The organism is Zoogloea sp. (assembly GCF_030157465.1).
GTDB lineage: Bacteria > Pseudomonadota > Gammaproteobacteria > Burkholderiales > Rhodocyclaceae > Zoogloea.
Map to the genome: position 1 here is coordinate 1 of NZ_JAOAUU010000157.1, position 13,173 is coordinate 13,173.

Here is a 13,173-nt window from a genome sequence, read left to right on the forward strand (position 1 = left end):
CGGTGGCAGCGCCAACCTTGATCACGGCAACACCGCCGGCCAGCTTGGCCACGCGCTCTTGCAGCTTTTCACGGTCGTAGTCGGAAGTGGCTTCCTCGATCTGCACGCGGATCTGCTTGACGCGGGCTTCGATGCGCTCGGCAAGGCCGGCGCCGTCGATGAGGATGGAGTTTTCCTTGCCCACTTCGATGCGCTTGGCCTGGCCCAGATCTTCCAGGGTGGCCTTTTCGAGGGTCAGGCCGACTTCTTCGGCGATCACCTGGCCGCCGGTCAGAACGGCGATGTCTTCGAGCATGGCCTTGCGACGGTCGCCGAAGCCCGGAGCCTTGACGGCACAGGTCTTCAGGATGCCGCGGATGTTGTTCACCACGAGGGTGGCCAGCGCTTCGCCGTCCACATCTTCAGCGACGATCAGCAGCGGGCGGCCAGCCTTGGCGACTTGCTCCAGGATCGGCAGCAGGTCACGGATGTTGGAGATCTTCTTGTCGAACAGCAGGACGAACGGGTTGTCGAGGATGGCAACCTGCTTTTCCGGGTTGTTGATGAAGTAGGGCGACAGGTAGCCGCGGTCGAACTGCATGCCTTCGACGACGTCGAGTTCGTTGTTCAGGCTCTTGCCGTCTTCAACGGTGATGACGCCTTCCTTGCCGACCTTTTCCATCGCGTTGGCGATGATTTCGCCGATGGAGGAATCGCTGTTGGCGGAGATGGAGCCGACCTGGGCGATTTCCTTGTTGGTCGAACAGGGCTTGGACAGCTTCTTCAGCTCTTCGATGGTGGCCACGACAGCCTTGTCGATGCCGCGCTTCAGGTCCATCGGGTTCATGCCGGCGGCAACGAACTTCATGCCTTCGCGGACGATCGACTGGGCCAGCACGGTGGCGGTGGTGGTGCCGTCACCGGCGATGTCGGAGGTCTTGGAAGCGACTTCCTTGACCATCTGGGCGCCCATGTTGGCGAACTTGTCCTTGAGCTCGATTTCCTTGGCCACGGACACACCGTCCTTGGTCACGGTCGGGGCGCCGAAGGAGCGCTCGAGCACGACGTTGCGGCCCTTGGGGCCCAGGGTCACCTTGACGGCATCGGCCAGGACATTGATGCCCTCAACCATGCGGGAGCGAGCGGAATCACCAAACTTTACTTCTTTAGCAGCCATTCTGTGTTTCTCCGGAATTCTTTAAATGAGGATAGCGACGACGCGGGGGGAATGAGGCTCAGGCCTCGACCACGCCCATGATGTCTTCTTCACGCATGACCAGCAGTTCCTGGCCATCGACCTTGACGGTCTGGCCGGCGTACTTGCCGAACAGGACACGGTCGCCCACCTTCACATCCATCTTGCGCACGTCGCCGTTCTCGAGGATCTTGCCATTGCCAACAGCCAGGATCTCGCCTTGATCGGGCTTCTCGCCGGCGGAGTCGGGGATGACGATGCCGCTGGAGGTGGTGCGCTCGGCTTCAACGCGCTTGACGATCACGCGATCATGCAGGGGACGGATTTTCATATTAGAGCTCTCCTACTCGGTTCGATCCGGGCGAACTTGCCCGTCAGAAAAAATGGGGCCGACTGATGTCTGGCGTCTGGTGGCGGATGCTGTTAGCACTCACCGCCAACGAGTGCTAATAATAGGGACGGCCTGTTCGCTTTTCAAGTGCGGCGGCTCGTATTTTTTTTCGTTCGCAACCGAACTTGGACCTTTCGCAAGATAACTTGAACCTCCGAACCTCTTGCGAGAACCTACCGCCATCATGTGCGAGGATGCCCGGTCGAACGACTGCTGAGGCTGAGTTTCTGCCGCTGGCTGTCAGGCGACATCGTAAATTGCCCCCCCCTAGCGACACGAGGAATTGCCCCCTCATTCACAACGAGGCAAAGGTTGGAAACGAAGCACATCGAGGTGAATCCTGTGCGCCGCGTTGGTTGCGGAGTGCAGGAGATGTTGGAGCCGGAGGCGGTCATGATCGCCGCGGCCCGCTTGCCGGCGCGCAGCGACCCGGCAAAGAGCCAGTTCTTGCGGTTATGCTGAACTCGACATAAGCGCGTCCGCCATTATGTTGAGTCACCGGCGGCGTGGCTTGAAATGGCCGTGGCCAACACGCCTGCAGGCTCCAGTAGCGGATTTCGCCTGCGCATAATCATTGGTGGTTTCCTGTGGCTCCCATGCCGCACTCCAGGAGACCACCATGCCTACCGACGGAGAGGGTACGAACGGGACTCTAACGACGCAATAAGTAAGCGCCCCGTTCGAGGCATTTAGCTGGTAACCCCATCGAGCCCGCCCCTGCGGGCTCGATGACATCCAAAGCAGCTCTCGAATCGCAAATTTAATGAAATGGAGGCACTGCAGTTCGAGTGCCTCCACGGCGTCAACTCAATGGCTGCAACCGTTCAGAACGATCCCTTCGGCAGTTTGCCCTTGACCGGATCACCCGGATAGCCGAGCGCCTTCCAGTCCAAGCCCTTACCACCCTCGTGACAATCGCGGCAGCTCAGCGCGCTCTTGCTCGGCTGGACCTCATGGAACAGCCCCATGTAGCGCTCGGTTTCGACCCAGCCGACTTTCTCCACGTCACGTCCGAACCACGCCTTCGCGCCCCCCTTCACGCCGGCTTCGATCTTGCCCGTCTTGAACACAGGCCCAACCTGAATCGGGATCAACATTCCAGTGGTGGTGTCGATCGGCACCTTCGCGGTGTGATACTTGAAGGCGTAGATGCGCGCCTTGGGGTCTTTGCGCGAGCCGTTCGGCACGTACATGCCGACCTTGCCGTTCGGGCCGACACGAACCGCTTCGTTCAGCAGTGCAATCTCACCCGTGCCATTCCACCATGTGTAGACCGGCTTCACATCCTTCTGAAACTCGATCTTCGGCTCGAACCGGCCTTCGCCCGCTACCGCCTCGGCCTGACTCCAGTCGCGCCGCATGTCAGTCCGATCGTGCTGAGCAAACACCGTGATGTGACAAGTCGTGCAGTACACACGCTTGCCATGGCGATCGTTTTCGGCCTTCGCATGCAGACGCCCCTTATGGCAGTTTTCGCACTGACCACGCGCCTCGGGCAGATCCTTGCCGCTCATCTGAGTACCTGCGCCCACGACTTGGTGATCCTTGAACTTGTGGCACTGGATGCATTGCATATTACTGCCCATGTGGACGTCGAAGTCCCGATCGGCACCTGCGTGCGCCGTCTCGATATCGCCACGCTTGAAGTTCATGCCACCGCCGGATCCGACATGGCAACGCATGCAGACCTCATTGGTCGGCTTGCTGATGTGCTGCGCAATCGACAGCATCTGCTCCGGATTGTTGATCGCCTTGGGCTGCCAGGCCAACGTACCGTCAGGCTTCTTGACCACGTCGCGCCGATAGTTCGGCGAATGGCAGACCAGACAATCGATATTCTCCAACTGAGCCTGTGTCATTTGTGGCTCCGGCTTCAAACCAAGTCCGACGTGGCACTTCGAACAACCGTTGCCTATCACCTTGCCGTCGTTGTTGGTCAGGATGCCAATCCAGCTAACCGACGGGTTTGTGCAAAAGTCGTTCGTCGAATTCAGCTTCCCGATCCGCTTTCCCTTTGCATTTGAAATGTTCGGTGCTTCAGCACTCCACTGATAGTGGATCGACTTGAAAACGTCGGCAGCCTCTTCGTCGTGGCACTCGATGCACGACTTGGTGCCCTCGTACGTCTTGACGTGCTTGGTGACGTGCCTGTTCTCCCACAAGGCGCCTTCAGATGCAGGTGCTGCAAGCACATTCGCTGAGAGCAGACACACGACCAAGGTCGCCAGGAACTTGCTGATGCCCATTTTGGTATCCTCCCGAAAACGCGGTGCCCAAAGCGCTCAGCGCCCTGATGCGTTGATGCGCATGACAAACCAATCGTGAAACAAAAAGCAGTGATCAATCACAAGCTATATTAGAAATCGATTAATCACTGATTTTATTCCACGCAGATTGATCTAACTCAATCACACGGGTCGCCCAATCCACGGTAAGCCCCCGGCAATCCCCTCTTGGCCGAGCCTCAGGCTGACTCCGGCCTCCACCGATGCGGCAACAACTCCCCGTTCCGGCTCTGTGGCTGAGTCGGCAGGCGTGTGAGCACATCCTTCAGATACACGAAGGGCTCATGCCGGGGGTGTAGTCGAGCTTCTCGGCCACGTCCTCGCCGATACGTTTCATCTGGCAGCCACAAGCACAGGTGGTGCTGTCCGGTTCGTGATGGATCTCAGTGCGAGGCAGCTCGGGCGGCAGGGGTTTGCGCTTGGCCTGGCCCTTGGCGGATGCGGGTTTGCCGGAGAGCTGTTCGAGCTCCTCGGTCATTGCTGCCAGGTCCGCCTCGACCGTTTCCTCGAACAGTTGGGCCTGCTCCGCCGACAGGCGCTCCGTCTTGACCCCGAAGCGCCAGCGCTTGTGCAGTGCCAGCTCATGGGTGAGCTGGTCGATCTTGCTTTGGCGCCAGATGAGCTCCCGATTCTGCGCGATGAGCAGCTGGCGCAGGGCGTCGGCGTCTAGTTCGTGAAGGTTGGTGGGGAGAGCCATGGGCAGATCATGCCTCCGGCGCGTCCTTGCGGGCATCCGGGCATCCCCTGATGGTGCACTGTAAGGTCATTCGAATCACAACGTCATCCCGCAGCTGTTGCCAGGGCAGCCCCAGCACCAGGGCGTCGAACTGGGCTTGGGAGAGCGTCAGCGAGCCAGTCTACCGCGACCACGGCGGCACCTTTGCGCAATTCCAGCCGGACGGGTGGAGCAATGCGTGGGGAAAGCTGTACCGGGACAAAGCTGGCCAGCGGCTCAGAGGCCGCCACACGTAAGGGCAGAGTGGGTGCAACGGGTACGGCGCGGCGGGGTGAGGGTCATGGAAGTGTCCACTTCTATTAACCCGGCCCTTTGATTCACTTGCCACCGTTCGGTCTGAACGTGCGGTCGGCATTCACCGATGCTTCTCTGTGGGGGCGACTTCAGTCGCCCATCCGCGCGTTGAATCACAGGCAAGCCGTTGATCCGCCTCCGTGGGCGACTGAAGTCGCCCCCACAGTCTGGCGCCGCCCTGCTCGAGCCCCCGCCCTCGCACCCGTCCATTACGCCCGACGCCGTTCATTCCGGAGGCGAACTCCGCTCGGCCTTACCGACACATAACGCGTGAAAAATCAGTTGACTTGTAAAGTATTAAAACCTAATCTTCAACCATGCTCTGCGACGCCCCGTTCGACAACGGGGGCAACATCGAAGCGAGCCGGACTTTACCGAGGGCAGATCAATGACGGTTTTTGTCGAGCAGCTCAACCTGGGTGGCCACGGGCCGCGAGTGGCCATCAAGGACACGATCGATGTCGCCGGCTTTGCCACCAAAGCCGGTTGCAGGGCACTGGAAACGGCAGCACCGGCCACGGCCAGCGCGGAGGTGGTCGAAAGATTGCTGGATGCCGGCTACCACCTGGCGGGCAAGACCAACCTGCATGAACTGGCCTTCGGCACGACCGGCATCAACCACTGGACCGGCACGCCGCTCAATCCGCGCTTTCCGGCCCACGTGCCGGGCGGCTCGTCGAGCGGCTCGGCCGCGGCGGTTGCCGGCGGGCAGGTGCCGGTTGCCCTGGGAACGGACACCGGCGGTTCGATCCGCATTCCGGCGGCGTGCTGTGGCGTGTTCGGCCTCAAGCCGACGTTTGGCCGGGTCAGCCGCAAGGGCGTGATGCCCGCCGAAAGCTCGCTCGATTGCGTCGGCCCCCTGGCCGCCGACATGGACGCGCTGATCGACTGCATGCGGGTGATCGCCCCCGGCTTCGACGCCCTGCCACCGATCGAAGGCGTGTCGATCGGGCTTGTGCAGGTGCAGGCCATCGCGCCGATCCGCGAGGCCGTCGAAGCCGCGATCCGGCAGAGCGGCCTGGCATCCGCGCCGGTGAGCCTGGGCCGCTTCGTGCAGGCCTACGACGCCGGCCTGGTGGTGATCAACGCCGAAACCTGGGCCGCCTGCGGCGAGCTGGTGGCCACCGGCCTGGTGGGCGAGGACGTGGCGAAGCGCCTGCTGGCCGCATCCAAAACCACTCCGGCCGACCTTGAAGCCGCCGAAGCCGTGCGCGCGGCCTTTACCGCAGAAGTGGATGCCGCCCTGCGTGATTTTCCGGTGCTGGCCCTGCCGACCATGGCCGACGCCCCGCCGCTGCTCGAAGCCGCGGCCGACACCAGCAAGCTGGTCGGCATGACCTCGCTGGTGCGCCCCTTCAATCTTTCCGGCCACCCGGCCATCGCGATCCCCCTGCCCTCGGTACAGGGCTTCCCGATCAGCCTGCAACTCGTGGCGGCCAAAAACGACGACGAACTGCTGTGTGCCGTGGCCCGGCACATCGCTCACCAGATCAACCAAGACTAGTTACGACGGGAGACACCCATGTTGGCTCATTTGCAGGATCCGCAGGAAAGCGCGGCCAAGGCGCCGGAAGTCACCTCGCTGGAAGGGCTGCTGCAGGACATTCGCAGCCGTCGCAAGGAGTTCGAGGCACAGAAGTTCATCTCGCAGGACATCATCGAACGCTTCAGGAAAGTCGGCGTCTATCGCGCGCTGGTTGCCAAACGCTTTGGTGGCGACGAAAAATCGCCGGCGGAATTCTGCCAGCTGGTCGAGACGATCGCCGGCGCCGACGGCTCTGCCGGCTGGGTGGCGAGCTTCGGCATCGGCGGCAAATACCTGGCCTCGCTGCCGGTGGAGACGCTGGCCAAGCTCTACGCCAACGGCCCGGACGTGGTGTTTGCGGGCGGCATTTTTCCGCCGCAGCCCGCCCAGCAAGTCGAAGGCGGCCTCAAGGTGAATGGGCGCTGGAGCTGGGGCAGCGGTTCGATGGGCGCCGACATGATCGGCGTGGGCGTGCAACCCAAGAGCGGCGAAGGCCTGGGCCTGCCGCGCATGGCGGTGATGCCCCGTGAAAAAGTGCAGATCGTGCCCAACTGGGACGTCTCCGGCCTGCTCGGCACCGGCAGCAATGATCTGGTGGTGACCGACGTGGTCGTGCCGGAAGAATGGACTTTCGTGCGCGGCGGCGCGTCGTCGCTCGACACTCCGCTGTACCGCTATCCCACGCTGGCCCTCGCCGCGCAGGTGCTGTCCGTTGTCGCGCTGGGCATCGCCCGCGCCGCCATCGACGAAGTGCTGGGCATGGCCGCCGGCCGCACCTCGGTCACTGGCGCGCCGAACCTGGGCGACCGCATCTACGTACAGCTCGAAGTGGCCAAGATCGAGGCCGAACTGCGCGCCGCGCGGTCGTGGTTCTACGGCGCCATCGACGACGCCTGGCAGGTGCTGCTGGCCGGCGGCGAGCCGAGCGATCACCAGGTCAGCATGCTGCGCCTGTCCACCACCCACGCCTCCCGCGTCGGCGCCGACGTGACCCGCCGCGCGCAGATGCTCACCGGGATGACCGGCGTCTATGAATCCAGCCCGCTGGCGGCCCAGGTGCGCGACGTGCAGATGATCACCCAGCACGCCTTCATGGGCGACATCACCTACCAGAACGCCGGCGCGATGCTGTTCGGCCTCAAGCCCATGCCGGGCTACCTCTGAAATCCACCTGACGGAGTTTGCTATGAGCGAAAAGAAACCCCTGCGCGTCCTGTTCTGCATTGGCGTGAACCAGAACTTCATGGACGGCACCCCCGAAGAAATGAAGGACGTGTGGGCCGCCTTCGTGGCGATGATGCGCGGCATCCCGAGCCTGCCGGGCGTCACCGTCCTCGGCAACATGGACGACGACCAGATCATGGTCGGCCCCTCGGTCGCCTTCCCCTGGACCACCTACGTGCTGGCCGACGTGCCGGACTACGAGACGGTGACCGCCGCCTGCAACCTGTTCCGCGTTACGCCGGTGGGCGACGGCACCTACAAGCTGTGGAAGTACATGCGCGTCGAAGCCCGCATCGGCCGCGAACTGATCATTCCCGAATAAGCCCGCCATGGCCGACAGCAAGAAACTCCGGCGTCTCGAAACGCGCCTTGCCCGCTTCGAGAGCGAACACGCGATCCGTGCCTGCATGAACCGCTACATGGTGCTGTGCGACGCGCTCGATGCCGCCACCCCGCTGGACGAACTCGTCGGCCTGTTCACCCGGGACGCCATCTGGGAGGGCATCGGCGAGAAGTACCGCGGCACCTTCGGGCGCCTCGAGGGGCGCGGCGCACTGCGCGGGATGTTCGCCGGCTACATGACCGAGCCCGCGCACTTCTCGGTGAATGTGCACTTCCTCACCTCCGAGCTGATCGAGCTGTCCTCCGCCAACACCGCCCGCGGCAGCTGGGTGATGTTGCAGACCTCCACCTTTGCCGACGGCCGCTCGCACCTCAATGCCGCACGGCTGAGGGTGGATTTCGCACGCGGCAAGGGCCGCTGGCGGATGTCCCACTTCCGCACCGAAAACCTTTTCAGCCGGCCGGTGGATGCGTGGGACGTTTCCGCCCCCCTGCCCGTGCCGGACTAAGCCAGAACAGCAACAGCCCCCATTTCACACCGGGCACGCCCCGGCCACTGCACAAGGAATTCATCATGACGAGCAAGACCGACACAGCCGACCAGGCTCTCACCCTCGGCGACCGGGTCCAGGCGGACCGGGTGCACACCTCGCTCTACACCGATCCGGCGATCTTCGAAACGGAGATGGACAAGATCTTCTCCAGCACCTGGGTGTGGGTTGCCCACACCAGCGAAATCCCGGAAGCCGGCAGCTTCAAGAACACCTACATCGGCCGCCAGCCGGTCATCGTCGTGCGCGACCGCAAGCAGAAGGCGCACGTGCTGCTCAACCGCTGCCGCCACCGCGCCGCCACCGTGTGCGAAGGCAAGAAGGGCAAGACCAACAGCTTCGTGTGCCCCTACCACGGCTGGAGCTACTCCCTCGACGGCGCCCTGCGCGGCGTGCCTCATCCCGAGAGCTACGCCGACCAGCTCGAGAAGGGCGAACTGGGCCTGGTCAGTCTTCGCGTCGAGGAATACGCCGGCATGCTGTTCGCCACCTTCAACAAGGATGTCGAGCCGCTGGTCGACTACCTCGGCCCCGCCAAGAAGTGGATGGACCTCTTCATGAAGCAGGGCGGCGGCTTCCCGGTCAAGGTGGCCGGCGAGCATCGCTTCCGCTTCCCCGGCAACTGGAAGATCCAGCTCGAAAACACCACCGACGCCTACCACTTCCCGCTGGTGCACAAATCCTTCCTCTCCTCGGTGGATAAGCAAACCGAAGAGATGCTCGACTTCGTCACCGGCACCGGCTACGTGGAAGACCTGGGCAACGGCCACAGCGTGATGGTGATGATCCCCGCCCTCGTGGATCTGGAAGCCAATCTCGATGCGCCCATCCCCGAACGCTTTGCCGCGCTGGCCGATGCGCTGCGCGCCGAAGGCAATCCGGAAGACGAGGTGCGCCGCATCGTGCGCGCCGTGGGCGGCTCGGGTTTCAACCTGAACATCTTCCCCAACATCGCCTGCTCGATGGCCTTCTTCCGCGTGCTGCAGCCGATCTCGGTCACCGAAACCGAAATCCACCACGCGGTCATCACCATGGACGGTGGCCCGCAAGCCGCCAACCAGGCCCGCCTGCGCATGCACGAACACTTCCAGGGCCCGATGGGCTTTGGCACGCCGGACGATTCCGAAGCGTGGGAGCGCGTCCAGAAGGGCTCCGGCTCGGGCAAGGATCTGTGGATCATGCTGAACCGGGGCCTCGCCGGCGAAAAGGAAACCGCCGACGGCCGCGCCAGCGATGTGAGTGCCGAAACCGGCATGCGCGCTGCCTACCAGCAGTGGAAAAAACTGATGACTGCCTGACCCGGAGACGACCCTCATGAACACCGAACTCATCACCCAAGTAAGCGCCTTCCTGTGGCAGGAAGCCGACATGCTCGACCACGGCGAATACGCACCGTGGCTTGAATCATGGACCCCCGACGGCCTGTACATCGTGCCGATCGACCCGCTCGAAACCGACTTCGCCAACACCCTCAACTACGCCTACGACGACGCCGCCATGCGCGAAAAGCGCGTGGCGCGGCTGGGCAGCGGCGAATCGATCTCCACCTCGCCGGTGCCGCGCACCATCCGCTCGGTGTCGCGCTTCCGCATTCTGGCCAACGACGGCACCAACGTCACGGTGCGCTGCGCCCAGAACCTGCGCGAATTCCGCAAGGACGTGCTCAAGCACTACAGTGCCGACGTCACCTTCGATCTCGTGAAGAGCGGCGGCAGCTTCCTGATCCGGCGCAAGATCATCCGACTCATCAACTCGACCGATACGCTCCAGGGTATCGGCTACATCCTCTAAGGAGCCGGACATGTCACAGGTCGCCCTCGTTACCGGCGCCGCCCAGGGCCTGGGAAACGTCATCGCCACGCAGCTTCTGGCTGCCGGCTACCGGGTCGTGCTCACCGACCGCAACGCAGCGCTGGCAGAGGCCGCGGCCGGGCAGCTCGGCGCGGGCGACCGTGTGCTGGCCCTCAAGCTCGACGTAAAGCACAAGGAAGACTTCGAAGCCGCGCTGGCCGCGGTGCTGGCCAAGTGGGGCGCGCTGCACGTGGTGGTGAACAACGCCGCCATGACCCCGACCACGCCGGTGATGCAGATCAGCGCCGAAGAGTTCGATGAAGTCATCGCCATCAACCTGCGCGGCACCTTCTTCGGCTGCCAGGTGTTCGGCGCGCACCTGGCCTCGGCAGGCTACGGCCGCATCATCAACCTGGCCTCGCTGGCCGGGCAGAATGGCGGCACCGCGTCGGGTGCGCACTACGCTTCGTCCAAGGGCGCCATCCTCACGATGAACAAGATTTTTGCCCGCGAACTGGCGCCCTCCAACGTCACGGTCAATGCCATCGCCCCGGGGCCCATGGAACTGCCCTCGGTGCGCGCCGCCGTGCCGCCGGAACGCCTGGAAAAGCTGATCGAGATGATCCCGGTAAAGCGCCTCGGCAACCCGAAATTCGTGGCCGACCTGGTGGTGACGCTGGCCTCGCCCGACGCCGACTTCACCACCGGCGCCACCTGGGACGTAAACGGCGGCATCTTCATGCGCTAGGCGCCCCGCCACTCCACCTGACAAGCAGAAGAGAAAGCAGCCTTATGTCCGAAGAAACTATCAGGGTCGTCGTCAGCCGGCGTCAGGAACAGGGGCACGGCGTCGTCGTTCTCGACATGGTGAATGCCAACGGCGGCGAGTTGCCCGCCTTCGAGGCCGGCGCGCACATCGACCTGCACCTGGGCGAGGGCCTCGTGCGCCAGTATTCCCTGTGCGGGAGCCCGGCCGAGCGGCGCACCTACCGCCTCGGCATCCTGCAGGATCCCAACTCCCGGGGCGGCTCGGTGGCTGCCCACGCGCACCTGCGCGAGGGCACCGAAGTACGGGTCGGCGTGCCGCGCAACCATTTTCCGCTGAGCATGGACGCCAGCCGTTCCGTGCTGGTCGGCGGCGGCATCGGGGTTACGCCGATGATCGCCATGGCCCACGCCCTGGCCGATGCCGGCAAGGATTTCGAACTCCATTACTGCGGCCGCAGCCGCTCGGCCAGCGCCTTCATCGACGAGCTGAGCGCCAGCCCCTTCAGCGATCGGGTGCATCTGCATTTCGACGACGAAGCCGCCGATCAAAAGCTCGATCTGGCCCGGGCCCTGGCCAACGCCACGCCCGGCACCCATGTGTACACCTGCGGCCCGGCCGGCTTCATGGACTGGGTGATCGGCGAAGCCAGCCGGCTCGGCATCCCCGACGCGCAGGTTCACAAGGAATACTTCCAGGCCACCGCCCCGAGCGGCGGCACCGCCTTCGAGGTGATCGCCAAAAAAAGCGGCAAGCGCGTGCGCGTGGAAGCCGACCAGAGCATTGTCCAGGCCCTCGCCGGCGTGGGCATCAAGGTCACCATGTCGTGCGAGCAAGGGGTGTGCGGCACCTGCCTGTGCACCGTGCTGGAAGGTACGCCCGATCATCGCGACGTCTTCCTGACCGACGAAGAAAAAGCGGATAACGACCAGATCCTGCTGTGCTGCTCGCGCGCCAGGAGCGACACGCTGGTGCTGGACATCTGAGGCGCCCGGCCCCCACAAGAGAGGAGAACACCATGGTCGACATCACCGACTTCCGCAACGGCATGGCCATGCTGGCCGGCGCGGTCAATATCATCACCACCGACGGCCCCCAGGGCCTCGCCGGCTTCACGGCCACCGCCGTGTGCAGCGTCACCGACCAGCCGCCGACGCTGCTGGTGTGCATGAACCGGGCCTCCTGGGCCCACCCGATCTTCAGCGGCAACGGGGTGCTGTGCGTCAACGTGCTCGGCGCCGAACGGCAAGATGTGTCGGGGATCTTCGCGGATCGCAGCATCACCATGGAAGAGCGTTTCGCCCGCATCGGCTGGAATGCCCTCGCCACCGGCAGCCCGCTGCTCGACGATGCCGTCGTGAATTTCGACTGCCGCATCGTGCAGACCCATGACGTGGGCTCGCACAGCGTCTTCTACTGTGAGGTCGAAGGCGTCCGGCAGGGCGCATCGCAGGCCGGGCTGGTGTATTTCAACCGTGGCTACCACGGCGTCGGCGAAACCGCCGAACTCGACTCCTGAGGCCGCGCGATGCCAAATCTCAACGTCTATCTCGTCGAAGGCTTTGCACCCGAACGCAAGACCGCCCTGCTCAAGCGCATGACCGATGCGGTCGTCGCCACCATCGGGGCGCCGCGCGAGGCGGTGCGGATCTTCCTGATCGAACTGGCCCGGGCGCATGTCTGTGTCGGCGGCGTCACGCTGGAGGAGGCCGATCTGCCCGGCGGCCCCACCGTGCATGCGCTGCTGGTGGCCGGCCGCAGCGAAGCCCAGAAGGAAGCCCTGATCGGCGGCCTGACCCGCGCCATCGAAGAAACCCTCGACGTGCCGGCCGACCCGGTACGAATCATGATTCTGGATATTGCCAATACCGACTTCGGCATGAAGGGCGTCACCGCCCGCTCGCTCGGCCGCTAGGCTGCGCGACTTTGGTGCAACGCAGCACAAAGCCGGTGCCGGGGTGAGCGCCAAAAGCCCAAAACCCCGGCCCGAGCTTGAAATACATCAATAAAAACAGCGCCTTAAAAAATAGTAAAAATGGCACGCGAAGTGCTTTAGTCCACGTGTAAGCAGGAGCATCAAGCTGCTCAGGCATT

Annotated in this window: 16 protein-coding genes; 10 read left to right on the top strand and 6 right to left on the bottom strand. The window is 63.5% G+C overall.

The features are described from left to right. The 5 genes from groL to Q1W26_RS19130 all read right to left on the bottom strand — a co-directional run. The coding region (groL, locus tag Q1W26_RS19115) for a chaperonin GroEL (RefSeq protein WP_300443363.1) at positions 1-1,156 on the bottom strand (1,156 nt) is incomplete at its 3' end. A 58-nt stretch (positions 1,157-1,214) separates the two neighbouring features. Beyond that, entirely contained in the window at positions 1,215-1,505 is a 291-nt protein-coding gene (gene groES, locus Q1W26_RS19120; protein WP_296406202.1) for a co-chaperone GroES, read from the bottom strand. Between the two features lie 884 nt (positions 1,506-2,389). Next, on the bottom strand, positions 2,390-3,811 hold the full coding sequence (locus Q1W26_RS19125; RefSeq protein ID WP_300443367.1) for a hypothetical protein: 1,422 nt from the start codon (positions 3,809-3,811) through the stop codon (positions 2,390-2,392). 218 nt (positions 3,812-4,029) lie between these two features. Next, on the bottom strand, positions 4,030-4,125 hold the full coding sequence (locus tag Q1W26_RS21555) for a hypothetical protein (protein WP_366143710.1): 96 nt from the start codon (positions 4,123-4,125) through the stop codon (positions 4,030-4,032). Next, entirely contained in the window at positions 4,116-4,547 is a 432-nt protein-coding gene (locus Q1W26_RS19130) for a hypothetical protein (RefSeq protein ID WP_300443370.1), read from the bottom strand. Before Q1W26_RS19130 ends, Q1W26_RS21555 begins: the two co-directional genes overlap by 10 nt. Before the next feature lie 721 nt (positions 4,548-5,268). Here Q1W26_RS19130 and Q1W26_RS19135 point away from each other — a divergent pair. The 10 genes from Q1W26_RS19135 to Q1W26_RS19180 all read left to right on the top strand — a co-directional run bounded on the left by Q1W26_RS19135 (position 5,269) and on the right by Q1W26_RS19180 (position 12,994). Continuing rightward, positions 5,269-6,384 carry an amidase gene (locus tag Q1W26_RS19135; protein WP_300443373.1) on the top strand — a complete coding sequence of 372 codons (1,116 nt, stop codon included), beginning with the start codon at positions 5,269-5,271 and terminating at the stop codon, positions 6,382-6,384. Between the two features lie 18 nt (positions 6,385-6,402). Next, the gene (locus tag Q1W26_RS19140) at positions 6,403-7,569 is read left to right on the top strand and encodes an acyl-CoA dehydrogenase family protein (RefSeq protein WP_300443376.1); all 1,167 of its coding nucleotides are present in this window, start codon (positions 6,403-6,405) and stop codon (positions 7,567-7,569) included. Between the two features lie 22 nt (positions 7,570-7,591). Beyond that, on the top strand, positions 7,592-7,951 hold the full coding sequence (locus Q1W26_RS19145) for a hypothetical protein (protein WP_300443379.1): 360 nt from the start codon (positions 7,592-7,594) through the stop codon (positions 7,949-7,951). A 7-nt stretch (positions 7,952-7,958) separates the two neighbouring features. Then, positions 7,959-8,480, top strand: coding sequence for a nuclear transport factor 2 family protein (locus tag Q1W26_RS19150; RefSeq protein ID WP_300443381.1), 522 nt, complete (start codon positions 7,959-7,961; stop codon positions 8,478-8,480). A gap of 65 nt (positions 8,481-8,545) precedes the next feature. Further along, entirely contained in the window at positions 8,546-9,820 is a 1,275-nt protein-coding gene (locus Q1W26_RS19155) for an aromatic ring-hydroxylating dioxygenase subunit alpha (protein WP_300443384.1), read from the top strand. A gap of 16 nt (positions 9,821-9,836) precedes the next feature. Continuing rightward, positions 9,837-10,313 carry an aromatic-ring-hydroxylating dioxygenase subunit beta gene (locus Q1W26_RS19160; protein ID WP_300443387.1) on the top strand — a complete coding sequence of 159 codons (477 nt, stop codon included), beginning with the start codon at positions 9,837-9,839 and terminating at the stop codon, positions 10,311-10,313. A 10-nt stretch (positions 10,314-10,323) separates the two neighbouring features. Then, positions 10,324-11,061, top strand: coding sequence for an SDR family NAD(P)-dependent oxidoreductase (locus Q1W26_RS19165; RefSeq protein ID WP_300443390.1), 738 nt, complete (start codon positions 10,324-10,326; stop codon positions 11,059-11,061). A gap of 44 nt (positions 11,062-11,105) precedes the next feature. Further along, positions 11,106-12,065 (top strand): PDR/VanB family oxidoreductase, encoded by a 960-nt coding sequence (locus Q1W26_RS19170; protein ID WP_300443393.1) that lies wholly within the window; start codon positions 11,106-11,108, stop codon positions 12,063-12,065. Between the two features lie 32 nt (positions 12,066-12,097). Continuing rightward, complete coding sequence (locus tag Q1W26_RS19175; RefSeq protein WP_300443396.1) at positions 12,098-12,598, top strand: flavin reductase; 501 nt, start codon at positions 12,098-12,100, stop codon at positions 12,596-12,598. Positions 12,599-12,607: 9 nt separating this feature from the next. Next, the gene (locus Q1W26_RS19180) at positions 12,608-12,994 is read left to right on the top strand and encodes a tautomerase family protein (RefSeq protein WP_300443399.1); all 387 of its coding nucleotides are present in this window, start codon (positions 12,608-12,610) and stop codon (positions 12,992-12,994) included. Here the strand turns inward: Q1W26_RS19180 and Q1W26_RS19185 are convergent. Further along, positions 12,969-13,172, bottom strand: a complete 204-nt coding sequence (locus Q1W26_RS19185) for a hypothetical protein (RefSeq protein WP_300443402.1) — start codon at positions 13,170-13,172, stop codon at positions 12,969-12,971. The genes Q1W26_RS19180 and Q1W26_RS19185 overlap by 26 nt on opposite strands. Position 13,173 lies beyond the last annotated feature (1 nt).

What these genes read in the sequence shown, in the direction of transcription:
- Q1W26_RS19185 (WP_300443402.1), bottom strand. Translation starts at nt 13,172, where the DNA reads ATGCCTGAGCAGCTTGATGCTCCTGCTTACACGTGGACTAAAGCACTT.
- Q1W26_RS19125 (WP_300443367.1), bottom strand. Translation starts at nt 3,811, where the DNA reads ATGGGCATCAGCAAGTTCCTGGCGACCTTGGTCGTGTGTCTGCTCTCA.
- Q1W26_RS19160 (WP_300443387.1), top strand. Translation starts at nt 9,837, where the DNA reads ATGAACACCGAACTCATCACCCAAGTAAGCGCCTTCCTGTGGCAGGAA.
- Q1W26_RS19175 (WP_300443396.1), top strand. Translation starts at nt 12,098, where the DNA reads ATGGTCGACATCACCGACTTCCGCAACGGCATGGCCATGCTGGCCGGC.
- Q1W26_RS19140 (WP_300443376.1), top strand. Translation starts at nt 6,403, where the DNA reads ATGTTGGCTCATTTGCAGGATCCGCAGGAAAGCGCGGCCAAGGCGCCG.
- Q1W26_RS19135 (WP_300443373.1), top strand. Translation starts at nt 5,269, where the DNA reads ATGACGGTTTTTGTCGAGCAGCTCAACCTGGGTGGCCACGGGCCGCGA.
- Q1W26_RS19155 (WP_300443384.1), top strand. Translation starts at nt 8,546, where the DNA reads ATGACGAGCAAGACCGACACAGCCGACCAGGCTCTCACCCTCGGCGAC.
- Q1W26_RS19145 (WP_300443379.1), top strand. Translation starts at nt 7,592, where the DNA reads ATGAGCGAAAAGAAACCCCTGCGCGTCCTGTTCTGCATTGGCGTGAAC.
- Q1W26_RS19165 (WP_300443390.1), top strand. Translation starts at nt 10,324, where the DNA reads ATGTCACAGGTCGCCCTCGTTACCGGCGCCGCCCAGGGCCTGGGAAAC.
- Q1W26_RS19130 (WP_300443370.1), bottom strand. Translation starts at nt 4,547, where the DNA reads ATGGCTCTCCCCACCAACCTTCACGAACTAGACGCCGACGCCCTGCGC.
- Q1W26_RS19170 (WP_300443393.1), top strand. Translation starts at nt 11,106, where the DNA reads ATGTCCGAAGAAACTATCAGGGTCGTCGTCAGCCGGCGTCAGGAACAG.
- Q1W26_RS19150 (WP_300443381.1), top strand. Translation starts at nt 7,959, where the DNA reads ATGGCCGACAGCAAGAAACTCCGGCGTCTCGAAACGCGCCTTGCCCGC.
- Q1W26_RS19180 (WP_300443399.1), top strand. Translation starts at nt 12,608, where the DNA reads ATGCCAAATCTCAACGTCTATCTCGTCGAAGGCTTTGCACCCGAACGC.
- groES (WP_296406202.1), bottom strand. Translation starts at nt 1,505, where the DNA reads ATGAAAATCCGTCCCCTGCATGATCGCGTGATCGTCAAGCGCGTTGAA.